This window comes from Nocardia bhagyanarayanae, from assembly GCF_006716565.1.
Lineage (GTDB): Bacteria > Actinomycetota > Actinomycetes > Mycobacteriales > Mycobacteriaceae > Nocardia > Nocardia bhagyanarayanae.
Window position 1 is genome coordinate 5963227 of the sequence record NZ_VFPG01000001.1, and the last position, 25294, is coordinate 5988520.

The 25294-nt window shown below is 69.3% G+C and carries 24 protein-coding genes and 1 pseudogene; 14 read left to right on the forward strand and 11 right to left on the reverse strand.

Translation table 11 applies throughout. The features are described 5' to 3' along the window. The first annotated feature begins 37 nt into the window (after window positions 1-37). From FB390_RS26055 to FB390_RS26075, 5 genes are all read left to right on the forward strand, one after another. Window positions 38-3124 (forward strand): ATP-binding protein, encoded by a 3087-nt coding sequence (locus FB390_RS26055; protein ID WP_185757176.1) that lies wholly within the window; start codon window positions 38-40, stop codon window positions 3122-3124. Between the two features lie 57 nt (window positions 3125-3181). Next, on the forward strand, window positions 3182-3817 hold the full coding sequence (locus tag FB390_RS26060; RefSeq protein WP_141811323.1) for an MBL fold metallo-hydrolase: 636 nt from the start codon (window positions 3182-3184) through the stop codon (window positions 3815-3817). Window positions 3818-4000: 183 nt separating this feature from the next. After that, on the forward strand, window positions 4001-5047 hold the full coding sequence (locus FB390_RS26065; protein WP_141811324.1) for an aminotransferase class V-fold PLP-dependent enzyme: 1047 nt from the start codon (window positions 4001-4003) through the stop codon (window positions 5045-5047). Window positions 5048-5220: 173 nt separating this feature from the next. Beyond that, window positions 5221-6003, forward strand: a complete 783-nt coding sequence (locus FB390_RS26070; RefSeq protein WP_141811325.1) for an SGNH/GDSL hydrolase family protein — start codon at window positions 5221-5223, stop codon at window positions 6001-6003. Continuing rightward, window positions 6000-6227, forward strand: coding sequence for an SGNH/GDSL hydrolase family protein (locus FB390_RS26075; protein ID WP_141811326.1), 228 nt, complete (start codon window positions 6000-6002; stop codon window positions 6225-6227). The genes FB390_RS26070 and FB390_RS26075 overlap by 4 nt, the downstream gene beginning before the upstream one ends. Window positions 6228-6521: 294 nt before the next feature. On the opposite strand, the gene FB390_RS26080 is transcribed toward FB390_RS26075, so the two are convergent. The 4 genes from FB390_RS26080 to FB390_RS26095 form a co-directional block, all read right to left on the reverse strand. Continuing rightward, entirely contained in the window at window positions 6522-7382 is an 861-nt protein-coding gene (locus FB390_RS26080) for a haloalkane dehalogenase (RefSeq protein WP_141811327.1), read from the reverse strand. Between the two features lie 128 nt (window positions 7383-7510). Then, window positions 7511-8194, reverse strand: a complete 684-nt coding sequence (locus FB390_RS26085) for an alpha/beta hydrolase (RefSeq protein ID WP_141811328.1) — start codon at window positions 8192-8194, stop codon at window positions 7511-7513. A 160-nt stretch (window positions 8195-8354) separates the two neighbouring features. Further along, on the reverse strand, window positions 8355-9425 hold the full coding sequence (locus FB390_RS26090; RefSeq protein WP_141811329.1) for an NAD(P)H-dependent amine dehydrogenase family protein: 1071 nt from the start codon (window positions 9423-9425) through the stop codon (window positions 8355-8357). A gap of 1 nt (window position 9426) precedes the next feature. Beyond that, entirely contained in the window at window positions 9427-10218 is a 792-nt protein-coding gene (locus tag FB390_RS26095) for an SDR family oxidoreductase (protein ID WP_141811330.1), read from the reverse strand. A 92-nt stretch (window positions 10219-10310) separates the two neighbouring features. On the opposite strand from FB390_RS26095, the gene FB390_RS26100 reads away from it, so the two are divergent. Next, window positions 10311-11201 (forward strand): helix-turn-helix domain-containing protein, encoded by an 891-nt coding sequence (locus tag FB390_RS26100; RefSeq protein ID WP_141811331.1) that lies wholly within the window; start codon window positions 10311-10313, stop codon window positions 11199-11201. Window positions 11202-11314: 113 nt separating this feature from the next. Here FB390_RS26100 and FB390_RS26105 read toward each other — a convergent pair whose 3' ends face one another. Further along, window positions 11315-11926 (reverse strand): TetR family transcriptional regulator, encoded by a 612-nt coding sequence (locus tag FB390_RS26105; protein ID WP_185757177.1) that lies wholly within the window; start codon window positions 11924-11926, stop codon window positions 11315-11317. A gap of 58 nt (window positions 11927-11984) precedes the next feature. On the opposite strand from FB390_RS26105, the gene FB390_RS26110 reads away from it, so the two are divergent. Then, the gene (locus FB390_RS26110; RefSeq protein ID WP_141811333.1) at window positions 11985-12953 is read left to right on the forward strand and encodes a DUF1295 domain-containing protein; all 969 of its coding nucleotides are present in this window, start codon (window positions 11985-11987) and stop codon (window positions 12951-12953) included. Between the two features lie 62 nt (window positions 12954-13015). Here the strand turns inward: FB390_RS26110 and FB390_RS26115 are convergent, their stop codons facing one another. From FB390_RS26115 to FB390_RS26140, 6 genes are all read right to left on the reverse strand, one after another. Continuing rightward, the gene (locus FB390_RS26115; protein WP_141811334.1) at window positions 13016-14011 is read right to left on the reverse strand and encodes a TAXI family TRAP transporter solute-binding subunit; all 996 of its coding nucleotides are present in this window, start codon (window positions 14009-14011) and stop codon (window positions 13016-13018) included. Beyond that, window positions 14008-16044: a TRAP transporter permease gene (locus FB390_RS26120; RefSeq protein WP_141811335.1), complete on the reverse strand. Its 2037-nt coding sequence runs from the start codon at window positions 16042-16044 to the stop codon at window positions 14008-14010. The genes FB390_RS26115 and FB390_RS26120 overlap by 4 nt, the downstream gene beginning before the upstream one ends. Window positions 16045-16113: 69 nt before the next feature. Next, window positions 16114-16476, reverse strand: a complete 363-nt coding sequence (locus tag FB390_RS26125; protein WP_141811336.1) for a bleomycin resistance protein — start codon at window positions 16474-16476, stop codon at window positions 16114-16116. Continuing rightward, the gene (locus tag FB390_RS26130) at window positions 16473-17423 is read right to left on the reverse strand and encodes an alpha/beta hydrolase (protein WP_221639369.1); all 951 of its coding nucleotides are present in this window, start codon (window positions 17421-17423) and stop codon (window positions 16473-16475) included. Before FB390_RS26130 ends, FB390_RS26125 begins: the two co-directional genes overlap by 4 nt. A 10-nt stretch (window positions 17424-17433) precedes the next feature. Next, on the reverse strand, window positions 17434-18210 hold the full coding sequence (locus FB390_RS26135; RefSeq protein WP_141811338.1) for a glucose 1-dehydrogenase: 777 nt from the start codon (window positions 18208-18210) through the stop codon (window positions 17434-17436). A 1-nt stretch (window position 18211) separates the two neighbouring features. Then, entirely contained in the window at window positions 18212-19345 is a 1134-nt protein-coding gene (locus FB390_RS26140; protein ID WP_097243435.1) for an LLM class flavin-dependent oxidoreductase, read from the reverse strand. A gap of 151 nt (window positions 19346-19496) precedes the next feature. On the opposite strand from FB390_RS26140, the gene FB390_RS26145 reads away from it, so the two are divergent. From FB390_RS26145 to FB390_RS34945, 7 genes and pseudogenes are all read left to right on the forward strand, one after another. After that, window positions 19497-20246 (forward strand): glucose 1-dehydrogenase, encoded by a 750-nt coding sequence (locus FB390_RS26145; RefSeq protein ID WP_141811339.1) that lies wholly within the window; start codon window positions 19497-19499, stop codon window positions 20244-20246. 16 nt (window positions 20247-20262) lie between these two features. Beyond that, window positions 20263-21945, forward strand: coding sequence for a 3-oxosteroid 1-dehydrogenase (gene kstD / locus FB390_RS26150; RefSeq protein WP_141811340.1), 1683 nt, complete (start codon window positions 20263-20265; stop codon window positions 21943-21945). Between the two features lie 11 nt (window positions 21946-21956). Further along, entirely contained in the window at window positions 21957-22688 is a 732-nt protein-coding gene (locus tag FB390_RS26155) for a glucose 1-dehydrogenase (RefSeq protein ID WP_141811341.1), read from the forward strand. 16 nt (window positions 22689-22704) lie between these two features. Next, complete coding sequence (locus tag FB390_RS26160; RefSeq protein ID WP_141811342.1) at window positions 22705-23523, forward strand: SDR family NAD(P)-dependent oxidoreductase; 819 nt, start codon at window positions 22705-22707, stop codon at window positions 23521-23523. Between the two features lie 46 nt (window positions 23524-23569). Next, complete coding sequence (locus FB390_RS26165) at window positions 23570-23986, forward strand: hypothetical protein (protein WP_141811343.1); 417 nt, start codon at window positions 23570-23572, stop codon at window positions 23984-23986. 60 nt (window positions 23987-24046) lie between these two features. After that, complete coding sequence (locus FB390_RS26170) at window positions 24047-24814, forward strand: DUF2332 domain-containing protein (RefSeq protein WP_141812038.1); 768 nt, start codon at window positions 24047-24049, stop codon at window positions 24812-24814. 247 nt (window positions 24815-25061) lie between these two features. Continuing rightward, window positions 25062-25280 (forward strand): annotated as a pseudogene (locus tag FB390_RS34945) (CSLREA domain-containing protein); the annotation flags it as partial. Window positions 25281-25294: the final 14 nt, after the last annotated feature.

Genomic DNA, 25294 nt, shown 5'->3' on the forward strand with positions numbered 1-25294 from the left:
GCGGATAGTCTCGTCGGAGACCATCGAGGAGGCGACGGTGCCCGCAATCCCGCTGATCGGCCGGGACCATCCGGCGGCGCTGCTGCGGGAAGCGCTGCGCCGCACGGTGTCCAGCCACGGCGGTATGACGCTGGTGTCCGGCGAGGCGGGGATCGGCAAGACCGCGCTCGTCACCGAGGTCGTCGGTGAGTTCGGACCGGACGCGGCGCTGGTGCTCACCGCGACGGCGTGGCAAGGCGACGGCACGCCGGGATTCTGGCCGTGGGTCCAGGTCCTGCGCGGGCTGCGCCGGGTCGCGACGCCCGGGCAGTGGGCGGCGGTCGACGATGCCGCGGGCAACGCGCTGTCCCACCTGATCGGCGAGTCCCGCGAGGGCGCACCGGCGAGCGCCTCGCTGTTCCGCATCGGTGACGCGGTGTCCGAGGCGCTGCTCGCCGCCTGCGCCGTGCGGCCGGTCTTCGTGGTGATCGACGACCTGCACCGGGCTGATCCCGCCTCGCTTCAGGTTCTCGCGTTCGTAGCGCGGCACCTGTGGTTCGAGCGCCTAGCCCTGGTCGGCACGGTGCGCGACACCGAGATCGCCGCGGACGACCACCCGCTGCGCGCGGTGTTCGGCGAGGTGTCGGCCGCCGCGCACACCATCGAGCTCACCGGTCTGGACGACGAGCAGATCGGCTCGTTGGTCACCGCGCTGACCGGACAGCGTCCACCGGAGCGGATCGTCGCCACGCTGCGCGCCCTCACCGGAGGCAATCCGTTCCTGATCGAACAGGCGACACGGCTGTGGGACGCGGGTCGTCCCCTCGACAGCCTCACCCCTGGCGTGCGCCAGACCCTCGACGCGCGCCTCGCGCCGCTGCCCGCCGCGGCGGTGGACGCGCTGACCACCGCGGCGCTGCTCGGTCGCGAGTTCACCGTTCCGGCCCTCGCCGCGAGCACCGGCCGCGCCGATTCCACCGACCTGTTGGCGACCGCCGTGCGGGCCCGGCTGGTGACCAACGACGGGGACCGCTATGCCTTCGCCCACGACCTGATCCGCGAGACACTGCTCGCCCGCCTCGATCCGGCCGAGACGAGGGCGCGGCACGCGGCGATCCTCGCGGCGCTCGAACGCCTCCCACGTGCGGTCTCCGGCGCGACGGCCGGCGATCTCGCCCATCACGCCCACCGCGCGGGCGACGCGGTCGACCCCGAGCGCACGCTGCGCTACCTGCTCGCGGCGGCGCACGACGCCTGCGGACGACTCGCCGCGCGCGAGGTCGCCGCCCACTACGCGCACGCGCTCGAACTCGTCCCGGACGCCGACACCGAGCTGCGCGGCCGTATCGCCCTGGGACTCGCCGCCGCCCAACGTGATGCGGGCGAGCTGGTCGCGGCCCGGCACACCTACGACAGTCTGCTCGCCACCGCGGATCGCGCGCCCGAGCTGTTCGCGCGCGCGGCACTCGGCAGGCACGAACTCGGCATGCCCGATCCGGAACGCGAGGCCGAGCGCGAGATCGACCTCATGGAACGCGCGCACGAACTGCTGCTGACCCAACGTCCGCGCACCGATCCCCTCGCCGTGCGGGTGCTGGCCGCGGGCACCAGGGTGCGCGTGCACACCGGCACCGCCCGGCACGACACCGTCGACCGGATCAGCGCCGAAACCCTCACGCTGGCCCGCGAATCCGGCGACGACACCGCGTTGTCCGATGCGCTGCTCGCCCGCCACGACGCCATCTGGCAGCCCGGCACCGCGCGCGAACGTCTCGCTCTCGCAGACGAACTCGGCGCTCTCGGCCACGTCGGAGACGCGGCATTGCAGGCCGGGCTGCTGCGCTTCGTCGCGCTGCTCGAGCTGGGTGATCCCCGCGCGCACACCGAATTGGCCGATCTCACGGCGCGGGCCGAACGCGCGCGCTCGCCGCGCTATCGTTTCGTCGCGCTGTCACGCACCGGCGCGTTGGCCATGGTGCGCGGGCGGTTCGCGGAAGCGCGCGCCGCGATCGACGACGCGTACGCGCTCGGCGCTCGGCTCGGTGAGGTCGATTTGGTGCCGCTGTGGCTCGAACAACGCTGGACCCTGGCGCTTTTCACCGACGACCTGGACGAAGCCGGATCGCTCGTCGGCCGCTACCGCGAGCTCGCGGGCGACTACACGGCCGTTCCGGAGCTGATCACCGCCGCCCGCCGCGGCGACACCGAGCGGGTGGCGCACCGAGCCGCCGACATCGAATCGCTGTATCGGGTCTATCCCCGGCATTTCCACGCGGGCGTCCTGGTTGCCCAGGCGCACGCCGCGCTGGTCCTCGACGATGCCGAACTGCGAGAGACGGTGCGCACCAGGCTGATTCCGTATGAACGCTACTGGGCGGTGGTGGCAGGCGGCGGCGCGGTGTACGGCCCCTACGCCTACTGGCTCGGGCGCGTCTGCCAGGCCGCGGGCGACACCGCCACCGCCGCCGAGCATTTCCAGACCGCCGCCGAGGTCGCGCACCGCCTGCGTGCCCAACCGTGGCTGGACGCCGCCCGCGATCAACTGCGGCTGCTCTCGCACCGGCAGCCTGCGACCACGCCGGAACCGAAGCCTCAGCCTGACAACGAGTTCCGCTTCGACGGCGCGGTCTGGGTGCTGCGGTTCGACGGACGGACCGCACACCCGCCCGACGCCAAAGGCCTGCGCGATCTGCACGTCCTCGTCGGGCATCCCGGTCAGGACATCCCGTCCCTGGAGTTGTCCAGCGCACCCGACAAGGGGATCGTGCGGGCGGCGACCGCGCTGGGCTCCGACCCGGTGCTGGACGACCAGGCCAAGGCCTCGTATCGGCGGCGGCTGAGCACCCTGGACGCCGAGATCGATCGCGCCACCGACCTCGGCCGCGACGATCGCGCCGTTGAGCTGGACCGTGAGCGCGCGGCTCTGCTGGATGAACTGCGCCGCGCCGCGGGCCTCGCCGGACGCACCCGCAGGCTCGGCGACGACGCCGAGCGGGCGCGCAAGACGGTGTCGGCCCGCATCCGCGACGCGCTGCGCCGCCTCGACGGCGTGCATCCCGAGCTGGCCGAGCATCTGCGCGCCTGTGTCTCGCTCGGGCTGGTCTGCCGCTACCAACCACAGCGCGAGATCCGCTGGACGCTGTGATCCAGCATCGCTGGATTCGATCCAGCGCCTCAGGGGTGAGACCGAAAGGAGCACACCATGCGCCAGATCGCACCCCGGCTGTGGCAGACCGAGACGTTGAGCCCATTTCCCGGCCTGACCACCAACGCCTACCTGTGGACCACACCCGAGGGCAACGTGCTGTTCTACAACACCACGCTCACCGCGGAGTTCGATCGGATGGCCGAACTCGGCGGTGTGGCACACCAGTACCTGAGCCATCGCGACGAGATCGCGTCCTCGCTGGCCACAGTCCGTGACCGATTCGGCGCCCGGCTGCACGTCCACAAGGCCGACGCGGTCGAGGTCACCCAGACCGCCGTAGACGACCCGTTCGACAGCAGGCACGTCGCGATCGCCGGGCTCGAGGTGATCCCCACGCCGGGTCACACCGTCGGCAGCGCCAGCTACCTGGCCACCATCGACGGCAAGCGGTACCTGTTCACCGGCGACACGATCATCCTCGGCCAGGACGGCTGGTGGGCCGGATACCTGGAGGGGCACAGCGACCGCGAGACGTTGCTCGCCAGTCTCGACCTGCTGGCCGAGCTCACCCCGGACGTCGTCGTGTCCAGCGCCTTCATGGGCGAATCGGGCGTCACCGAACTCGGCGACCGCCCGTGGGCCGACTGCGTGGCCGAGGCGCGCCGGGCGCTGGTCGGCGACGGGAAGTGAGGCCCGCGCGCAGATCGGTCTCCGGACCGCCGCCGGTGCACCTCGGGGCGACCGCCCTTTGAGCCAGTTGCGCGACCGAGGCGCGGCGGGAATTACACGCCGACGGGCCCTCGCGCGCAGAACAGTCCACTTTCGGGACGCTGGCGCTGGACGGATCAGGATCGCCGTCGCATGCTGCACAACATGTCCTCGTTAGCGCCCGATGAATTCCGTTCCGAGACCATCTATCTCAACACCGCCTCGTACGGACTGCCGTCCCGGCGGGCGCTGACCGCGACAGCCGAGGCCAGCGCCCGCTGGGCCGCAGGACGGGGCGGGCCGATGACCGACGACGCGCTGGTGCCCGAGCTGCGCGCGAAGTTCGCCAGGCTGCTGACTGGGGCGCACCCGGACCACATCGCGCTCGGCAGCGGTGTCGCGGGGCTGGTCGGCCTGGTGGCCGCCGCGCTGCCACCCGGCGCTGAGGTGCTGCTCGCGGCAGGCGAATTCGCCTCGGTGTCCATGCCTTTCGTGCATCGCGGCGACCTGGCAGTGCGGGTGGTTCCGCTGGCGGAGCTGGCCGCGCAGGTGCGACCCGAGACCGCGCTCGTGGCGGTCAGCGTCGTGCAGTCCGCCGACGGCCGGATCACCGATCTGACGGAACTCCGCGCCGCCACCGCGGTCAACGGCGCCCGGCTGCTGGTCGACGCCACCCAGGCCGCCGGTTGGCTACCGCTGAACTTCGCCGACGCCGATTACTGGGTCTGCGCGACCTTCAAGTGGCTGATCGGCGCGCGCAGCACGGCGTTCTTCGCCGCCGCGCCCGAGGCCACCGCCGAACTGCGTCCGATCGGACCGAGCTGGTACGCGGCCGAGGACCGGTGGGCCGAGCTTTACGATCCGCGCGCGCTGGCCGCTACCACCCGCCGCTTCGACGCGACCCCCGACTGGCTTGGCGTCGTCGCCGCGTCGGCCGGCCTGAGCCTGATCGAGGAGCTGACCGTCGAGAAGATCAACGCGCACAACCTGGATCTGGCGGACCGTTTCCGTGCGGGTCTCACCGCGCTCGGCCGGGAGCCCGGGCCGGGGCGTTCGGCGATCGTCGTGGTCCCCGGCGCCGCCGATCTCGCGCCGCGGCTGGAGAGGGCGGATGTCATCGCGTCGGCCAGGGCGGGCGCGCTGCGGTTCGCGTTCCACCTCTACAACGACGAGAGGGATGTGGATCGGGCGCTTGATGCGCTGGACATCTGAGGGCTCCTCGGGAGCGTCGAGAGACGAACTCTGCGTTCCGGATCGGACGACTCCGCCACCGATTTGCCCGGACGGACGTGGTGTCCAGGGGAGCGCAGGCAGACGCGACGTCGGAGCCGGGCCCGACGTCCACGGCCGGAACACAACCGGATGTGCGCCTAGAGTTTGGGCTCATGAGTGATCGCAGTGCACGTCGTCGGGGCTCGATCTCATCGGTCCGTTCCGAGGACGACCGCAGGGACGGCACCGCGGCGAATCTCCGAGCGGGAAGGCGTCTTTCGCGCTTCGCCGCCTTGGTCGCCGCCGCGGCAGCACTGAGCGCCACCACCGGTATCGGCCCCACGCACGCCGAGCCGGTCGCCGCCGGGGCACGCTATGTCGCGCTAGGCGCCTCGTACGCCGCCGGTCCGGGCATCACGCCGATGCTCGACGAGGGATGCCTGCCCTCGGCCCGCAACTACCCCGGGCAACTCGCCGAAACGCTCGGCCTGGAGCTCGTCGACGTCACCTGCTCAGGCGCCACAACCGCCAACATCCTCGACCAACCACAGCGCTTGCCCAGCGGGCCGGTGATGCCGCCGCAGATCGGCGCGGTCACACCGGACACCGAACTGGTCACGATCACCATCGGCGGCAACGATCTCGGGCTGATCGGCGGCATGATCGCGCGCAGCTGCGGACCGGGACTCGTCGGCGCGCTCTCCGTGGTCTCGTTCCTGGCCTCGGAGGTTTGCACGAGCGTCCTCGGCGATTCCGCGGAACCCACCCCAGCCGATTTCGAACGGGTGCAACGAGCGATCGCCGACGTCGTGCGCGCCGTCCAGTCGGCAGCACCGAACGCGACCGTCCTGCTCGTCGAATACCTCCCGGTCCTCGACCACGACGGCGCCATCTGCGCGAAAGCGCCCTCTCCCAATCGGATGCCGAGGCCGCGCGCCGCACTTACGACGGCTTGATCGCCGCCACCCGCGCCGCCGCCCACGAAACCGGCGTGGAAACCGTGTCGATCCCGAACGCCGACGACCACAACGCCTGCGCCACCTCCCCGTGGACCTACGGCTTCAACAGCCCCCTGAACTCGGACGCACCGGAGATCGGCCTCGTCGCCACCTCCTACCACCCGAATATCGAGGGGATGACCGCCGTCGCCAGCCAGCTCGCTCACGCCCTCGCCAGGTGACTGCTCAGCCAAATGCCCTGGGCCACAGAGCTTTGCGTTGTTCAAGACCTCGGCGAGCCCCCACTCCACCACTGCACAGTTTGCCGGTCGGAGTCCGTCTACTTTGTGCGGCTGCAACAGAGGTTCGCTCACTGCGTCAGCTCCCCAACCACCATTTGACTACGCTCGATAGAGAAATGGCGGTGCGCTGGATCGACGGTAGTCAAATGGCGGCTTTTGAATATCGTTCAGCCACCATTTGACTACCGTCGATCTCCCTCCGTTTCCCGGAAGCCCCGCCGTCGACGGGTCGACTTACGGGAATCGCTTTGTGATCGCCGCCGCGATCGCCTCTGGTTCGTGTTCCTGAATGAAGTGCCGCGCGCGTGGCAGCTCGACTATGTCGAGATCGGTGAAGGCCGCACGCATCCGCGGGATACATGCGTTCGGACGGAATACCATGTCCCGCATTCCCCACACCAACAGGGCCGGCTTGTCGCCGAGCAGGGCGGGCACGTCGCGGGCGAGTTGGGCCAGTAGCGGGCGTGCGGCGCGAATTTCCTTGGGAGTCGCGGCAAGTCCGCGCCGAGCTTCCGCGGTGGGCTGCACCGCGCGGTAGTGGTCGGCCTCGGCCGGGGTGAGCTTGCGCCCGAGCTCTGCGAGCAGAACGCGCTCGACGAGGAAATTCTGTTCGAGTATTCGCCGCTGCATCGGACGGCTACCCATGATCACGCTGAAAGCCCGGTTGGCCAGCGCTTCGACCGGCCAGAACACGGTGTTGCCCAGCACAACCCCGCGCACCCGATCCGCGCGCGCAGTGACCGCGCTCAGACCGATGGGTCCACCCCAATCCTGTCCCATCACAACGAAACCATCGAGCTGCAGATGATCGATCAGCTCGCCGAGAATCGCGGTGTGCTCGGCGATGGTGTAACCGAAACCCGCAGGGCGTTCGGACAATCCGAAACCCAGGGAGTCGAGCGCGATACATCGATACCGGCCACGCAGGTCCTTCACGATGTGGCGGTACAGGAAACTCCACGTCGGAGAGCCATGACAGAACAGGATCGGCGGTCCGGTCCCCTCGTCGATGTAGTGCACCCGGCCAACGGACGAGTCGAACCAGCGCGACTCGAAAGGGTATAGATTCCTATCGGGAACGTAATCGATCAACATTGGGCCCTCCCTCCGACCGCAGACTACATGTGGTTCACCGGGACGGGGTAGCCACATGATCAACCTGCCCTCTCGGGGCGGAGCCCGCCGTGCCGGTGTCGTTGCAGGCTATCGCTAGTGGCCGCCGATCAATCCGTGCTCGGCGGCGTACGCCTCGAGGCGGTCAGCTCGTGGGGGTGGCTCAGCGCGACGCAATGACCACCTGGGATCTCGTCCGGAACGATGCCCAACCGTTCCGGCACGAGCCGGCGGAAGAAGTCGGCTGGAAAGAACTGATCGTTCTTGCACAACAGGAATTTCGTTGGCACTTCGGGCCATTTATTGAGCGGCCACGGCGAACCGTAGGCAGTCGATGAATCTCCGCGTTCCTTACTCGACGCCTCCTCTGCCAGGGCACGCGGCACACCGTTGTAATAGCTGACGAACGGGTCGGCGTTGCCGGTTCTACCGCCGTCCAACTCGGCCTGCTTCCGAACGGCCTCGCCATAACCGGTGTTGGTCCACCAGTCCGCCGGGGACTCCCCCGGCGACGGAATCATCCCGGCCACCAAGACAAGTACGCCGACCGGCAACCGATCGGCCACCAGCGGCGCGGTGAAGCCACCGAACGAATGGCCGACGACCACCAGATCCTGCCGATCGCCCACCGCCCTGACCACTGTGTCCGCATAGTCGTTCAAGTCCGCGGAGTCGTCGTCGCACGGAAGATCCGGAGCTACGGTCTCATGGCCGCGTGCACGCAATTCGGCCTCCACCAGATGCCAGTACCAACCGACATCCCCAGCGCCGTGGATCAAGACGAATGTGGTCACTCCATGCCCTCCGCTGAGTTGTGCAGGACGAAAACGACTGCGCGAACTCGGCGAGGTGACGTTCACCCGGATCGAAGTCGCGCCTTTCGACCCGACGAACTCGGACGTGCGATCGGCAGTCGACGTGCGGCCGAACAACATTGGCCCGCGATAGCGGCGGTCAGGATCTGATCGCGGGCGCGGTGATCAACGGGATGTCCAGCGCTGTCAGGATCCCCGGCGGGGCGGAAACCACCGCGGGTACCGCGTTCACGATCCGCATGGCGGTCGCGAGGAGGGTCGCGTAGTTGTGGTCGCCGCGCGGGCTGGAGGTCACCAAATCCATTGTGTAGCTGGGATCTCCGGTGAGCTCTACGCGGTAGGAGCCTTCGGGGTGGGCGGGCTGGGGCCAGTCGTGGCAGAGGTCGGGGCGGAGGCGGGTGACGTGTTCAAGTACCGTGACGACCCGGTCGCCGACCATGCCGCGCACTTCGAAACGCAGTGCGGCGGCGGTGCCCTCGGCGATGTGGCCGGTGGCGATGTCGAACGATTCCGGGGCGGGGACGCGCTCGTAGGTCTCGGTGACGGCGTCGAGCTTCACCCCGATGCCCGCGGCGAGCTGGCGCACCACGCTGCCCCACGCCAGCGAGAGAACCCCGGGCTGCAACAGCATCGGTGTCTCGTCCAGCGGTTTGCCGAAGCCCATGATGTCGACCATGACCGCGCGGTTGTCGTAGCTGGCGTAGTCGACGATCTCCATGCAGCGCAGCTGGTCGATGCGCAGGCAGGTGCCCGCGAGCGCCAGCGGCAGCAGGTCGTTGGCGAATCCGGGGTCGATGCCGTTCACCCACAGCGACGAATTGCCTTGCACCGCAGCCTCTTGCACCGGCTTCAGCAGCTCGTCGGGCAGCACGCCGTACGGGTATTGGAAGAACACCGGCGCGCACGCGACCACGTTGACGCCCGCCGCGAGCAGCATTCGCAGGTCCTCGATCGCCTCCGGCAGGCGGTTGTCAGTCATCGAGCAGTAGACGACGCAGTCGGGCCGAGCGTCCAGGATCGCGGCGACGTCGTTGGTGGCGGCGACGCCGACCGAGCGGTCCAGCCCGGCGAGAACGCCCGCGTCCGTACCGGCCTTGTCGGGTCCGGAGACCCACACGCCGGTCAGTTCCAGGTCGGGGTTGGCGATGACGCCTGCCAAGGCGTGGTGGCCGACATTGCCTGTGCCCCATTGCACTACGCGATAAGTCATGTCACAGATCCGGGATCGGGAGGTCGAGGTTGGGGGTGATCAGGCCGCCGTCGGGTTCGAGCACCTTGCCGGTGAGGTACTTGCCCGCGGGGGACACCAGGTAGAGCGCGGCGGCGGCGATGTCCTCCGGCTCGCCGATGCGGTGCAGCGGCGTCTTGGTCTCCAGTTGGGTGCGCATCGCGTCGTTCGCCGCGACCACCTCCAGCGCGGAGGTCAGGATCGAGCCCGGCGCGATGGCGTTGACCCGGATGCGGGGGTTCAGGTCCAGCGCGGCAAGCCGGGTGTAATGGGCCAGAGCGGCTTTCGCGGTGCCGTAGGCGGCGAAGGCGCGGCCGGGCAAACGACCCATGGTCGAAGTGATGTTGAGAATCGAACCGCCACCGGCGGTTTCGAGAATGCGCGGCACCGCCGCGCGCACCAGGGCGTGCGCGTTGCCGACGTTGAACGCGAACGCCTCGGCCATCGCCTCCGGCGTGGTGTCCAGCAGCGGGCACGGCAGCGCGCCGCCGACATTGTTGACCACGATGTCGAGGCGACCGAACCGGTCCACCGCCGTGGCGGCCAAGCCCGCGGCCGCGTCGGCGTCGCTCAGGTCGGCGGAGACCACGTGGGCCTGCCTGCCGACCGCCGCGATCTGTTCGGCGACCTCGTCCAACTGGCTCTTGGTGCGCGCCGCGACCAGCACGTCCGCGCCCGCCTCGGCGAACGCGAGGGCGATGGCCCTGCCGAGCCCGCGCCCGGCGCCGGTGACGACGGCGACCTGCCCATCGATGCGAAACCGATCGAGAATCATCCGCTTCTCCGATCCTGTGTCGAATATTCGACACACAATGACTTATATTCGTCATCGTAAGTCGACGACCCCACCGGCACAAGGGAAGACCCATGCAGCCCACCGAACTCGACGCCGCTCACCGTTCGCCGTCTCCGCCGACCCGCCGCGTGGTCGAGATCGTGTCGTTGCTGGCGACCGCGACGGAGCCGCTGCCGATCGCGACGATCGCCGAACGCCTCGGCATCGCAAGGGCTACGGCGACCGCCGTGCTCGCCGAGCTCGACGCCGCGGGCTGGGCGGTGCGTGTCCCGGAGCGCGGCTATCGCGTCGGACCCGCGCTCGTCGCGCTCACCGCCGCCCGGCTGCCGCGCGGGGTCGGCGAACTGCTCACCGAGCTGACCGCGAAGACCGGCTGCGGGGCGACGCTGAGCCGCATCGAACCCGACCACCTCACCGTCCTCGACGTGCGACACGGACCGGACCGCACGGTGCCCGGAATCCCTGTCGGCCACCGCATCCCGCTGCAATTCCCCGCGGGCGCGGCCGTCATGCCGTGGCGTTCGGCGGCCGAGCAGAACACCTGGCTGGCCACCACCGCAGAGCCGGACCGCCGCACCGCGAGCGCCTTGCTGACGCTGGTGCGCGAGCGCGGTGTCGCGCTGTTCCGGCCGCGCGCCGACGACGCCGGACTGGTCGACCTGCTCGCCGACCTGCTCGCCGCGGCGGGAAGCGAACTGCTGCAACCGAATCTGCGCGCGCGGGCGCTGCGCCAGCTCGCCGCGCTCACCGCGCGCCCGTTCACCCGAAGCGAGCTGGACTCCGCCGCCGACCTACCGCTGAGCTACCTCGCCGCGCCGGTGTTCGACGCGAATGGATCGGCCTCCTTCGAGGTGCAGCTCGGTCCGCTGCGGACCAGCACGACCAAGCCGGAACGCGACGACTACATCGCCGCGACGCTGGCCACCGCCCGAGCGCTGACGGCGGCCATCGCGGCGCAGTGAACAGCCAGGCGCAGTTCGAGGCGTGCGCGCTTCACCACGGGACGGTCCCGCCGTGGCGATCGAGTGTCCGCCGACCAGCTCGCCGGGCCGATCAGCAGGGCGCCGGAATCCGGCTACGGCGGTGGCGGGAGTGAGGCCGTCAGCCGGTCACGGAGTGCGGGCCAGTCCAGGTGGGCCCGTTCGGCCCCGGGTACCGCCAGCAGTGCGGTGCCGCGCAACGTGGCGAGGGTGGTGAGCAACCATTCGTGGAAGCCGTCTCGCGCCGCGACCTCGGGAACCAGCTCACCAGCCAGATCACCGACGGCGGTAGTCGCGAGGTTCGCCAGCATGGCCGCGACGTCGGCGAGATCCCCATCGTTGTGGGCGACGGCGTACAGCTCGAGCAGTGCACGACTTATCGGCAGGTTGTGGACTTCCCACAGCAAGTCGAGCAGTGCCTCGAACCTCCCGGCCCCCGGCGGCAACGGGCCCACCTGGGCCTGTACATCGGCCACGTAGCGTTCGACGATTCGCTCGAGAGCGGCCTTCACCAACGCGACCTTCGTCGGATAGTAGTGCTGCATCGCGCCCTGGCTAACGCCCGCGCGAGCGGCCACCGCCGCAGCGCTCAACGCGACGAACCCCTGCTCGACGAGCATCGATACCGTCGCCCTGAGCAGCCGATCCTGGGTCTCGGCTCGTCGTTCGGCTTGGCTTCGCCGTGGCTTCGCCTGAACTCTGGTCACCATCCGAAGGCTAGTACCACCACTTGCAAGTTGCTAACTTGTATCTTACCGTTTGCGCATGCCGTCCCCATCCAGCAATGCGCGAGGACTAGCGAACCGCGCGCTCCCTTCCCTCGCTTCCCTGGTCGTCCTCGGCGCCATGCTCACCGAGTCGGCGCTGCGGGATTTCCTGCTGGTGAACCTCGGCGTTCAGTTCGTCGTCTTCGTGGGCGCTGCCTGCATCCCGGGATGGCGCACTCTCCGGATGTCCTATGTCGACATCGCGTGGCCCTGGGGCCTCGTCGCCCTCGGCGTCCTGACGCTCGCGATGAGTGACAGATCCCCGCTCGCCATAGCTGTGGCCGTCGTATTCCTGGTGATGGGCGGCCGCATGGGTATCGCCGCGCTCGCCCTGTGGCGCCACGGCGAACTCGACCACGAGCTGCCGCGCTACCGGTTCCAGCGAAAGCGGTGGGCGAAGGCCACCCTGGGCAGCGAGCGGCTCGACCTCGTAGCCGAGATCCTGGTCCAGGCAGTCTCGAACGTCACCGTCATGGCCGTACCGGCAGCGCTGGTGATCGGGATCGACGGTGCTGGAATGAGCGCGGTCGCAGCGGCAGGCATGGTCTTGTGGGCGGTGTCGTGGGTGCTGGAGTCGGTCGCCGACCTGCAGAAACTTCGTTTCGTCCGGTCGATGTCGACGACGAATTCGCGGGGGCATTGCGACGTCGGACTCTGGAATTACAGCCGCCACCCCAACTACTTCTTCCAGTGGATGCAGTGGAACGCGATCATCGTCCTGTGCCTGCCGGTGCTCCGCCGAGCATTCGATGAATTCACACCCGTCGCGGCGATCGGCGCCTGCCTCGGACTGTTCGCGCTGTCGGCGATCATGTACTGGTGTCTCGTGTTCTACACCGGCGCTGTCCCCGCCGAGTACTACAGCGCGCAGAAGAGGCCGGGCTACCGCGACTACCAGGCACGGACCAACCGATTCATGCCCGGATTCCGTCGCGAAAATGCTTCCGCGGGCGACACTGTCGGGTGAAGGCGCACCGCAATCGGCGCGGGCGCCCTACCGTGGCACGCGAACGATCGCGTGCCGACCGATCACTTGGTGAGCGCGTGCTCCGCACCGCGGTGCAGCGGCACCGGCGCGGTCGCACTCGCGGTGTCCCTGCTGATCCCCTTGGCGGCCGAATTCGCCTGTTCCAGTTGCGGTTTGCGATCGAACAACGTCTTGGTCAGCACGCAGGCCAGATCGGCGTCGAGGTCGTCGCGGACCAGAAGGACGTTCGGCACGACGATGGTCGCCGCGTCGGCGGGCAGACCGTAGGTCGCGGCCGGGATCGTGCCCGGCTCGTACACCGGATTCACCTCGCGCAAGCGCGGGGCGAGATCGGCGATGTCGAGGAAGCGGACCTTGTCTCCCGCCGAGGTGAACAGGTCGGTGATGCCGGGGGTCGGCAGGCCGCCGGAGAAGAACATGGCGTCGATGGAACCGTCCTTCATGCCGTCGACGGTTTTGGTGAGATCCAGCCGCTGCGCGGAGATGTCGCGCTCGGGGTCGATTCCGGCGGCGGCCAGCACCCGCTGTGCGATGACCTCCGTGCCGGACTTCGGCGATCCGGTGGAGACACGCTTGCCGCGCAGGTCCGCGACCGAGGAGATATTGGCCCCGTTACGCACGACGACCTGGGTGTAGTTCGGGTAGAGCCGCGAAAGCGCCTGCACCGGTTGCTTTTTGCCGTCGAATCCGCCGGTGCCGAGCACCGCGTCGGCGGCGGTGTCGGCGAGCGAGAAGGCCACCTGGTAGGTGCCCGCCACCAGCTGCTGGATGTTCTGCACCGACGCGCCGGTCTCGGCGGCGGTGGCCTTCACCGTGCCGTCGGTGGCCTGCGCGACCTGCTCGGCGTAGGCGTTGCCCAGCGCGAAGTAGACGCCGGTGGCGTTGCCCGTGGCGATGCCGACGCGCGAATCCTGTTTCACCTCGCAGGTCACCGCGCCGCCCGCGTCGGTGCGCGGTGCGTCCTGGCGGCCACCACAGCCCGCGAGCAAACCGGCCGTCACGGCGGTGACGGCGACAATCGTTGCGACTCTTCTCACTTCGTCCTCCTTCGGGAGAGCAACGTGTACCCGGCGGCGGCCGCGAGCGCGGCGAGCCCGACGATCAATGCGACGGGTTCCAGGTACAGCAGCACCAATCCGCCCGCCCCGGCGAGCACCCGCGCGGCCACCGGCGCCGGTCCGATTCCCAGCAGCCAGCCGCCGGTGGCCGAGGCCAGTGCGGCGACACCGACACAGGCCACCACGCTGGTCCACAGCACACCGAGCACGGGCCCGGTGCCGAGCAGGTGTTCGCCGGGTTCGGTGAGCACGAACACGATCGGCACCAGGAACGCGGGCAGCGCGTACTTCAGCGCCTGCCACATGGTCGGCACCGTGCGGCCACCGGTCACGGCCGACGCGCCGACGGCGGCCAGCGCGGTCGGCGGGGTGACCTCGGAGAGCACCGAGTAGTAGAAGACGAACATGGCCGCGGCGGGCGCAGGCACGTCGAGCGCGAGCAGGGCGGGCCCGATGATCGCCCAGCCGATGATGAACGAGGCGGTGACCGGTACCGCGAGGCCGAGCAGCGCGAGGGCGACCGCGGCGAAGGCGACGGTGCAGGCGAGCACGACGGTCTGGTTGTCCGACAGCGCCGAGGCCAAGCGGACCAGCAGCGCGGCCAGCTGGGCGCCGAGTCCGGTCTTGGTGGTCATCGCGGTGATCACGCCCGCCGCGGTGCACACCGCGACCACCGGCAGCGCGGAACGGACGCCGTTGCTGAGCGCGTCGAACACCTGCCGTGGCGAACGAGCACGGCTGCGGGTGCGCGCGTCGAGGAAAGCGAGGGCGAAGGCGAGGGCGGTCGCGTAGACGACGGCCCGGGTCGCGCTCACATCGAGGAGCAGCAGCACGACGATGGCGATCAGCGAGAGGAAGTGATACCCGAAGCGGGCCAGCAGCCGCCAAGCCGACGTGCCGCCGATCTCCACCGGCCTGGTGCCGAGCCTGCGGGCGTCGATCTCCACGGCGAGCAGGATGCCCAGGTAGTAGAGCACCGTCGGGATCAGCGCCCAGCCGAGCACCGTCACGTAGGAGACCTCGAGGTACTCGGCGACGATGAACGCCGCGGCGCCGAGCGTCGGCGGCGAGAGGATCGCGCCGACACCGGCCGCGGCCAGCATGCCGCCCGCCTGTTCCGGCGGATATCCCGCGCGCTTCAGGATCGGCCAGGTGACCGCGCCGACACTGACCGCGGTGGCGGTTCCGGAGCCGGACACCGTGCCGAGCAGGAAGCCCGAAGCCACCGCGGTGCGCCCGGCCGCGCCGCGGGAACGACGGAACGCCGCCACCGACAGATCGACGAAGAACTGTGCGGCGCCGGAGAATTCGAGCACCGCGCCGTACAGGGTGAACAGCACGATATACGTGGCGGCGACATCGAGCGGGGTGCCGTAGAAGCCGCTGCCCGAGTTGTACAGCGCGTCCACGATCTGGCCGAAGTCCAGGCCCGCGTGCGCGATGGTCCACTGCTGCGGCAGCAGCCCGCCGTAGTAGCCGTAGGCGAGGAACGCCAGGCACACCACGGGCAGCACCCATCCGGTGGTCCGGCGGCAGGCCTCGAGCACCAGCACGAGCAGCACCGTGCCCATGGCGACGTCCACCGGATCGAGCAGACCCTGCCGGTTCAGGAATTCGTTGTATCCGCCGCCGCCAGAACCGATTTCGAACGGCAGCACCGGATAGAGGCAGACCACCAGCGCCACCGCCGCCAGCGCCCAGTCCAGCACGCCCGGCCCCGAGGCCCGGTCGAGCAGCCGAAGTCCCGAGCGATACGCCAGGAAGACCAGCGGCAGCGTGCCCGCGAGGAACACCACCAGGTAGTACTGACTGCCCTGCGACAGCGGCCGAAACACCTGCCACACCGCGAGGATCGCGATCGCGAAGGCCGCGACCGCGACCACCCGCTCGGGCCAGCCGCTCAGTTCGCGAGCAGGTCGCTCGGCATCGTCCACCTCGAGCGTGTCGATCGCAGGCCGCTGCCCTGCATCAGGCAGCTCCTCGTCGAGCTGAGGGTCCCGCGTGTCGGACATCGTGCGAAGATACCAACGCGGTGCGCCCGATTCGCCCGGTTTCGTGACGGAGGTGCGCTCGTCGCGCGCTCAACCCGAAATCTTTGCGGAATCATGAGGTTCGTACAGCACGACCGACCACGGCGTGCCCGGCGTCGCATCGAGCGCGGCGCGCCGTTCGTGCGGACCGGTGACCGGATCCGCGAGCGCGACGCCCACCCCGCGCAGGGCGGCGATGGCGGCGTCGAGGTCGGCGACCTTGATCGAGAGCGCTGCCGCGTCCCCTTCACGATCCTTTCCGGCCACCATGACGCGGGCCGGACCGACGTCGAACTGCGCCCACCGGTCGCCGTCGACGAAGGTGGGCGGCCCGCCGAACAGCGCGCTCAACAGCGCGACGGTGGCGGGCAGGTCGTCGGTGGGCAGGATCGTCCCGATCCGTTCGATGCTCATTGCTCGCTCCCGAAGGCACGGCGGACGGCCGAAAACGCCACGGCGGCAGCTTTTTCGGCGTCCGGCAGATGATCGGCCATGCTCACGAAACCGTGGAACTCCCCGTCGTAGCGGACCATTTCGGTGGGGACGCCCGCCGCGCGCAACCGGGCGGCGTAGGCCTCTCCCTCGTCGCGCAGCGGATCGAACTCCGCGGTGAGGACGTGGGCGGGCGGCAGTCCGGACAGGTCGGCGGCGCGCGGCGGCGCGGCGTAGGGGTGATCGCCGTCGCCGTCGGCGCCCAGGTACTGCTGCCAATACCACCGCAGGTGCGCGGCCGTGGTGAAGTAACCCTCGGCGTTGTCCCGGTACGAGACGGTGTCGCAGGACGGGTCCAGCATCGGATAGATCAGCAGCTGATGCGCCAGCGCGGGCCCGCCGCGGTCCCTGGCCATCAGCGTCGTCACGGCGGCCAGATTGCCGCCGGAGCTGTCACCCGCCACCGCGATCCGGGCGGGATCGCCGCCCAGCTCGGCGGCATGGTCCGCGACCCAGCGAACCACCGCGTAGGCGTCCTCGGCGGCCGCTGGGAACCGGTGCTCGGGCGCTTGGCGGTAATCGACCGAGACCACGATCGCGCCGACGCCGTTGGTCATCGTCCGGCAGAACCGGTCGTGGCTGTCCAGGCTGCAAATGGTGAATCCACCGCCGTGGCAGAACACCACCACGGGCAGGCCGGGCCCGGCGTCGACGGGCCAGTAGATCCGCACTCGCACCTCGGGCGCCCCGTCCGGCCCCGGCACCGTCCGCTCCTCGACCCGGCCGACCGGGATCGGTTCGACGGCCGCCGCGGGCCGCGCCGCCAACAGGCGACGGGCCTCCGCGGCGTCGAGTACCTCGGTGCCGAGCTTCGGGAAGGCGGCCGAGGCCAGCTCCACGATGGCGCGGGCTTCGGGTTTCAACGGCACGATCCGCTCCTTACTCCACGCCCGGCAGCTGCGCGCCGGGTGGAATGAACTGCCCGGCGGACAAGCCGCCATCGATCGCGAGTTCCGCGCCGGTGACGAACGCCGAGGCGTCCGAGGCGAGGAAGGCGACCAGATCGGCGACCTCGCCGGGTAGCCCGACACGACCGAGCGGCAGGGCAGGGAAACTGCCAGGGCCGGTGCTCAATCCGAGGTGACCGATCATCGGCGTGTGGATCGGGCCGGGGTGCACGGAGTTCACGCGGATGCCCGCGGGACCGAGCTCGAGCGCGGCGGTCTTCGTCAGTCCGCGCAGTCCCCACTTCGACGCGCCGTAGGCGGCGTGCCCCATCAGACCCTGGAGACCGGCCTGCGAGGAGATGTTGACGATGGATCCGCCGCCCGCGGCCGCCAGCGGACCCGCCACGGCCTTGATGCCGAGGAAGGAGCCGACGAGGTTGACCCGCAGAATCCGTTCCAGCTCTTCGGCACTGGTGTCGGTGAGCGCCTTGGTCGTGTAGATCGCGGCGTTGTTCACCAGCACGTCGAGCCGACCGAATTCGCGTTCGGCGGTCTGCACGGCGGCCGCCCACTCGGACTCGCTGCTCACATCGTGCGCCACGAAACGCGCGGCGTCGCCGAGTGATTCGGCCACCGTCTTGCCTTCGTCGGCCAGTACGTCCGTGATCACGACGCGCGCACCGAGTTCGACGAACAGCCGCGCTTCGGCCTCGCCTTGGCCGCGGGCCGCACCGGTGATGATCGCGACTTTCCCGTCCAGCGTGGTCATCTCACTCCTCGTTCTTCCGGAAGTGCGGGATCACGGTCTCGCCCCAGTGCCGGATGGTCTCCAGGCACGCTTCCTGCGGCACGGTGCCCATCTGGATCAGGCACAGGATCTCGTCGGCGCCCGCCGCCTTCAGTCGTTCGACGTAGGCGATGGCGTCCTCCGGCGAGCCGTAGGCGTGCTCGGCGTTGAACACCGAGGTCGCGCCCGCCTTCACCGGGATCTTGGCCTCGTGCAGGTAGGCGACGTGGTCGTCGGCGGCCTGCTTGATGGCGGCCAGCTCGTCGGCGTTGGGGTCGACGGCCTCGTCCGGCACCGGGCCCGCGCCGTACCAGTGCTTGATCGACTGCGCGAAGAACCGCTGGCCGCGCGCGCCGATCTGCTGCGCCTTCTCGCGGTCCTCCAGCACGATCGTCGGGCACAGCGCCGCGAAGTGATCGTTGACGACGGTCGAGACGAACTTCTCGCCGGTGCGCTCGGCGATGGCCTGGTCGTAGGTGCGGCGCAGCTCGGCGATCTCCTCGACACCGGCGAAACCGAGGACGAGCGCGCCGATGCCGTAGTCGGCGGCCAGCTTCAGGGTGTCCTTCTTGGTGCAGGCCATGAACAGCGGCGGGTGCGGCAGCTGGATCGGGCGCGGCAGCATCGGGTGCGGGTCGATGTCGAGCAGCTCACCGTGCCACTCGAATTCGCCCTCGGGGTCCTGCCAGGCCTTGCCGATGATGCGCAGCGACTCCTCGACCTCCTGGTAGGTGCGGTCGGGATCGACCCCGCACATGGAGGTCTCCTGCGGGGTGGCGCCGCGGCCCGCGCCCAGGTTGACCCGGCCGTTGGAGAGCACGTCGAGCATGGCGGCGCGTTCGGCGGCGCGCACCGGATGGTTGAAGTTGAACGGCATGCAGACCACGCCGTGACCGATCCGGATACGCTCGGTGCGCGCGGCCACCCAGGTCAGGAAGATCTCCGGGGCGCTCATGTGCGCGTACCACTTCAACCCGTGATGCTCGACGGCCCAGACGGTGTCGAAGCCCATCTCCTCGGCCAGCACGGCCTGCTCCACGCAGTCGCGGAGCACCTGCCGTTCGTGCTCGGCCGACGGATCGGTCATCTGCGCCTCGAAGATCATCGAGAACTTCATGCATTGCCTCCACTTCTCAATATGCCTAGTAGGAATATTTCCGATGCTGCCGTGGAGGTCAGGTGCATGTCTCGCTGGATGAGACTGTGCACCCGCGCGCCGATGCCGGGGTCCTAGCTTCGAAGCGAGGCAGCAGAGAGAAGGGAACGCAGTGGGTCGACTCGAAGACAAGGTCGCGCTGATCACCGGTGGCGCGCGCGGGATGGGCGCCGAACACGTGCGCCGCTTCGTCGCCGAAGGCGCGCGGGTGGTGTTCGGCGATGTGCTCGACGAGCAGGGCGCGGAACTCGCGGCCGAGCTCGGCGCGGCCGCCCACTACGTGCACCACGACGTGACCAGCGAAGCCGACTGGACCGCGGCGGTGGACACCGCGCGCGAGCGGTTCGGCAAGCTGGACGTGCTGGTGAACAATGCGGGCGTCCTGCGCTTCCAGAGCATCGCGGACATGAGCCTGGCCGACTTCAGCACCATCATGAACGTCAACGTCACCGGTTCGTGGCTGGGCATCAAGACCGCGGCGCCCGCGCTCACCGAGGCGGGCGGCGGATCCATCGTCAACATCTCCTCGGTCGAGGGATTCATCGGCGCGGCGGGCCTTTCCGCCTACAGCGCGAGCAAATTCGCGCTGCGCGGCATCACCAAGTCGGCCTCGCGCGAGCTGGGCAAGGCGGGCATCCGGGTGAACTCCGTGCACCCCGGCGGCATCGCCACGCCGATGACCGCCAACGCGTCCTCCGGCGTGGACGGCGACAAGTTCTTCGCCGGCCTGCCGATCCCGCGCTGGGGCCGTCCCGAGGAGGTCACCGAGGCGGTGGTCTTCCTGGTCTCCGACGCCGCGGGCTACTGCACCGGCACCGAGGTGGTCGTCGACGGCGGCATGCTCACCGGCGCGGGCTACTGAGTCAGGAAGGCAGACGATGTCTGAGCAGAAGTCCACGGAGGCCGTCTACGACGTGGTGGTCGTCGGTTCCGGCGCGGCGGGCATGACCGCCGCGCTGACCGCCGCCTATCGCGGCCTGTCGGTCGTGCTGATCGAGAAGAGCCGCACCTTCGGCGGTTCCACCGCGCGCTCCGGCGGCGGCGTGTGGATTCCGAACAATCCCGTGCTGGTGCGCGAAGGCGTCCCGGACAGCCCCGATCTGGCCCGCGTCTACCTGAAATCCGTGGTGGGCGACCGGGTTCCGCAGGCCAAGCAGGACGCCTTCCTGGACAACGGCCCGCGCATGATGACCTACCTGAGCTCGCGCACGCCGCATCTCGAATTCGTCTACGACCGTGGGTATTCCGATTACCATCCGGAACTGCCTGGTGGTCTGGCCCAGGGTCGCAGCATCGAGCCTGCCATCGTCGACGGCCGTCTGCTCGGCGACGACCTGGCGCTGATCAACCAGCCGACGATGTCCGGCCCGAAGGGAATCGCCTTCACCGTCAGCGACTTCCACGATCTCAACATGATCGCGCGCACCTGGAAGGGCAAGCGCACGGCCATGAAGGTCGGCGCCAAGGCGGTCATGAACAAGCTGCGCGGGCGCCTGCCGCTGAGCCTCGGCAAGGCGCTCGTCGCCCGGCTGTGGCTGGCGCTGCGCGACGCGGGCGTGCCGGTGTGGCTGAACACGCCGCTCACCGAACTGATCACCGAGGACGGCGCCGTGGTCGGCGTGCGCGCCGAGCGCGACGGCGCGCCGATCGTGCTGCGGGCGCGCCGCGGCGTCGTGCTGGCCGCGGGCGGCTTCGAGCACAACCTGGAAATGCGCGAGCAGTACTTCGCCGCGCCGGTGAGCACCGACTGGACCGTCGGCGCCACCGAGAACGTCGGCGACGGCATCCGGGCGGGCGAAAACGTAGGCGCGGCACTAGATCTCATGGACGACGCGTGGTGGGGTCCGTCGGTGCGCAACCCCGACGGACCGCCGTTCTTCTGCCTGGCCGAACGCTCGCAGCCCGGCGCCATCATGGTCAACGACGCGGGACAGCGGTTCACCAACGAGTCGGCCAGCTACGTCGACGTCGTGCACACCATGTACGAGCGCCATGCGTCCGGAGTCGGTCACGTGCCCGCGCATTTCATCATGGACCAGCGCTTCCGCGACCGGTACCTGTTCCTCGGCACCTTTCCGAAGCAGGCCATCCCGCAGAAGTACTTCGACGCCGGCATCATCAAGAAGGCCGACACCCTCGAAGAACTCGCGGACAAGATCGGCGTCCCTGCCGACGCGCTGACCTCGACGGTCCAGCGGTTCAACGGCTTCGCGCTGGCCGGGCGCGACGAGGACTTCCACCGCGGCGAATCCGCCTACGACCGCTACTACGGTGACCCGACGGTGCGGCCGAACCCGTGCCTCGCGCCGATCGAGAAGCCGCCGTTCTACGCGGTGGAGATGGTCCCCGGCGATCTGGGCACCAAGGGCGGCCTGCTCACCGACGAGCACTCCCGGGTGCTGCGCGCCGACGGCGCGCCGATCGCCGGACTGTACGCGGCGGGCAACAACTCGGCCGCCGTGATGGGCAACAGCTACGCCGGGGCGGGCGCGACCATCGGCCCAGCCATGGTGTTCGGCTACATCGCCGCCAACCACCTCGCCGATCTCGATCGAGCGTGAAAGGACAGAACATGGACAGGGTCAGCGGTAAGACGGTCATCGTGACCGGTGGTGCGCGGGGCATGGGCGCGGCGTTCGCGCGCAAGCTCGCGGAGCATGGCGCGTCGGTGGTGATCACCGACGTGCTCGCCGAGGAGGGCAAGGCGGTCGCCGCCGAACTCGGCGAGCGGGCGCTGTTCCTTCCGCTCGATGTGACCGACGAAAACGCTTGGCAGTCGGTGGTTTCGGAAGCCGAGCGGGCCTTCGGTCCGGTCGCCGGACTGGTCAACAACGCGGGCATCGTGCATGTCGATCCGATCGAGAAGCTCGCCGAAGCGGACTACCGCAAGGTGATCGACGTCAACCAGGTCGGCGTGTTCCTCGGGATGAAAGCCGTTGTGCCGTCGATGCGCCGGGCGGGCGGCGGCTCGATCGTGAACATCTCCTCGATCGGCGGCATCATCGCCTTCTCCAACATCCTCGGCTACGTCGCGTCCAAGTGGGCGGTGCGCGGCATGAGCAAGGCCGCGGCCCAGGAGTTCGGCGTGGACGGAATCCGGGTCAACTCGGTGCATCCCGGCGTCGTCGCCACCGAGATGACCGCCACCTCGGACCGCTCCAACTCGATGGTGCACGACCAGCCGCTCCCCCGCGCCGCCACCCCCGAGGAGCTGGCCAACGTGGTGCTGTTCCTGATCTCCGACGAGTCGGCCTACTGCACCGGCGCGGAATTCGTCGCCGACGGCGGCTTCACCACCAAATGACACGAGGACAACTGCTGTGAAGAACTTCCAGGACAAGGTCGCCGTCATCACCGGCGCCGGGGCGGGGATCGGGCGGGCGCTGGCGCTCGAATTGGCGCGCAACGGCGCGCGTCTCGCGCTGTCCGGACGCGACCTCGCCAACGTCAGCGAGACCGCCGCGCTGTGCGAGCAGGCGGGCGCGAAGGCGCGCGCCTACAAGCTCGACGTCACCGACCGCGCGGCGTTCTACGCGCACGCCGAGGAGGTGCACACCGACTTCGGACCGGCCAACCTGCTGGTCAACAACGCGGGCGTCTCGCTGACGGCCACCGTCGAGGAACTCAGCTGGGAGGACTTCGAGTGGATCGTGAACATCAACTTCTGGGGCGTCATGTACGGAACCAAGGCGTTCCTCCCGCAGGTGATCGCCTCCGGTGACGGGCACATCGCCAACGTGTCCAGCATGTTCGGCCTGGCCGCGTGCCCGAGCCAAGGCGCCTACAACGCAACGAAGTTCGGTATTCGCGGCTTCACCGACGCGCTGCGCCAGGAGATGAAGATCGCCGGTCATCCGGTCGGCGTGAGCAGCGTGCACCCGGGCATGGTCAAGACCGAGATCGCCTGGAAGGCCCGCGCGGGCGGCGATCGCGACCGCGACGCGCTCGCCGCCAACTTCGATCGGCTGGCCAAGACCACCCCCGAGGCCGCGGCGAAGATCATCCTGCGTGGCATCCAGAAGGACAAGGCCAAGATCCTCGTCGGTGCCGACGCCCGCGTCATCGATCTGCTTCCCCGGCTTTTCGGCTCTGGTTACCAACGCATCATCACGGCCCAGATGAAGAACGAGGTCAACTGAGCAAACAAGGCGTTACGGGCCCGGCGACCGGTGGCAAGCTGGAACTGTGCGTGCTCGGGATGTCCGGATCGGGGAACTCTATGTAGTCGAGGTACCCCATCGGTTGCCCGCGCGCGCCGCGCGGATGCGCGCCGGCGAATGGGAACTGTGGCGGCTGCGCGGATGTCGTTTCCGCGCCGTCGTCACCGCGCTCGACACCGCCGTGCGCCCGGCCACCGTCGAAGCGCTGCGGGTGACACGGCACAGTGTCACCCGCGTCGACCTGTCCGCCGAGCAAGCCGCGGGCCTCGGCCTCCCCGACGGCCGATACCACTTGCTCGGCATGATCTTCGACAACGACGGCCACCCCATCGAACTCCCCGACCTCGAACCCATCCGCGCCTCCGTCCGCTGGCTCTACCCCCTCGCCGAGCACCGCCCACCCGGCACCCACCGCGACATCGATTTCCACCCCGCCCTCTGAGCCTCGCCGCCTGATAGCGTCGGCGGTACGAGTACCGCTTAGTACGTCCGGGGGGTGAAAGTGGATACCGCGCAACGCTATCGACGGTTCGCACGGTTCGAGGCGCACGGCCACTCGCCGTGCTATGCGGACTGGTCACGGCGGACCGCCGACGATACGGAAGTGCTCGCGCTCGTCGAGTCGCTGCCCGCCGCGAAGCGTCAGCCCAATCTCGTGCTGGCCTCGGCGCGGTATGTCGGCGCGCCGCAGGGGCCGTTCGACGACCGCCCCTGGCTGGATCCGTGGTCGGGGCCCTCGCCGGTTCGGTTGTCCTGCAGGACCATGAGCGACCCGCCGGTACCCGACCGTCTCCCCGCGGTGATCGGCCGGGTGGGCGTCGACCTCAACCCACTGGACGTCGGCGATGCCGAGCACATGCGCTGGCTCGAGTGCCTGATCTGGCCGGAACAGCAGGAGCGGCTCGACCGCCTGCATCGTGCGGCGGCGATCGCCCGCGCTGACCCGCCCGAGCTCATCGGCGGCGATCTCAACGACACCATCGAAGAATTGGTGCGTGCCGCTCCGGGCAATGCGCAGGTCGTGGTATTCGGCAGCGCCGTCCTCGCCTACCTGGATGCCGACGAGCGGGCTCGGTTCGTCGAAACCATGCGCGAGCTGGGGTGCACCTGGATCGCCAACGAGGGCTGCGGCGTCGTTCCCGTCGGCCGGGGTCTTTTGCCGAAACCGTGCTCCGAGACGCGTGATCGGTTCGTTCTCACCGAAGACGGTGTGCCGGTGGCCTATTCGGGGCCGCACGGGCAGAGTCTCGAGTGGTTCCGGCGGGGCTGAGAACTCACGGCGACCGCCTTCGGTCTCACGGCACAAGGCCGGCACTCGTGAAGCCGTTCCGCTGTGTCACGGGGACGGCCGATATTGATCAGCGTTGCGCCGACCGAGGCGAATCGGTAACTGCGAAACGGATTTCCGGAAACACTCGCGATTCGCATCGGTCTGCGACATAGTGGTAGACGCTCGCGTACCCCACTCATACGCGGGCGTACCTTACTCGATGTTCGTGAATTGGATCAGAAACTGTATGAGGACGAGCACATCTCCGGCGGCGGCCCGCGCCGTCGCCATCACAACCTTGATCGTCGGATCAGCGAGCGGATTTCCCGGGGCGGCCTACGCCGACGACGCACCTGGTTCGCCAACGGTGATCACGGTCGACACCACGGCGGACGGCGTGGCGGCCGATCCCCAAAGCGGGCTATGCCGTACTGCCGCGGGCGCCTGCACACTGCGAGCGGCGATTCAGACGGCCAATGC

Coding starts and splice junctions, on each gene's coding strand:
- FB390_RS26135 (WP_141811338.1), bottom strand. CDS start 18,210: ATGACCACGCTGGACGGGAAAGTCGCGATCATCACCGGTGCGGCCCGC.
- FB390_RS26100 (WP_141811331.1), top strand. CDS start 10,311: ATGCAGCCCACCGAACTCGACGCCGCTCACCGTTCGCCGTCTCCGCCG.
- FB390_RS26140 (WP_097243435.1), bottom strand. CDS start 19,345: ATGAAGTTCTCGATGATCTTCGAGGCGCAGATGACCGATCCGTCGGCC.
- FB390_RS26080 (WP_141811327.1), bottom strand. CDS start 7,382: ATGTTGATCGATTACGTTCCCGATAGGAATCTATACCCTTTCGAGTCG.
- FB390_RS26070 (WP_141811325.1), top strand. CDS start 5,221: ATGAGTGATCGCAGTGCACGTCGTCGGGGCTCGATCTCATCGGTCCGT.
- FB390_RS26090 (WP_141811329.1), bottom strand. CDS start 9,425: ATGACTTATCGCGTAGTGCAATGGGGCACAGGCAATGTCGGCCACCAC.
- FB390_RS26125 (WP_141811336.1), bottom strand. CDS start 16,476: ATGAGCATCGAACGGATCGGGACGATCCTGCCCACCGACGACCTGCCC.
- kstD (WP_141811340.1), top strand. CDS start 20,263: ATGTCTGAGCAGAAGTCCACGGAGGCCGTCTACGACGTGGTGGTCGTC.
- FB390_RS26120 (WP_141811335.1), bottom strand. CDS start 16,044: ATGTCCGACACGCGGGACCCTCAGCTCGACGAGGAGCTGCCTGATGCA.
- FB390_RS26065 (WP_141811324.1), top strand. CDS start 4,001: ATGTCCTCGTTAGCGCCCGATGAATTCCGTTCCGAGACCATCTATCTC.
- FB390_RS26110 (WP_141811333.1), top strand. CDS start 11,985: ATGCCGTCCCCATCCAGCAATGCGCGAGGACTAGCGAACCGCGCGCTC.
- FB390_RS26155 (WP_141811341.1), top strand. CDS start 21,957: ATGGACAGGGTCAGCGGTAAGACGGTCATCGTGACCGGTGGTGCGCGG.
- FB390_RS26060 (WP_141811323.1), top strand. CDS start 3,182: ATGCGCCAGATCGCACCCCGGCTGTGGCAGACCGAGACGTTGAGCCCA.
- FB390_RS26095 (WP_141811330.1), bottom strand. CDS start 10,218: ATGATTCTCGATCGGTTTCGCATCGATGGGCAGGTCGCCGTCGTCACC.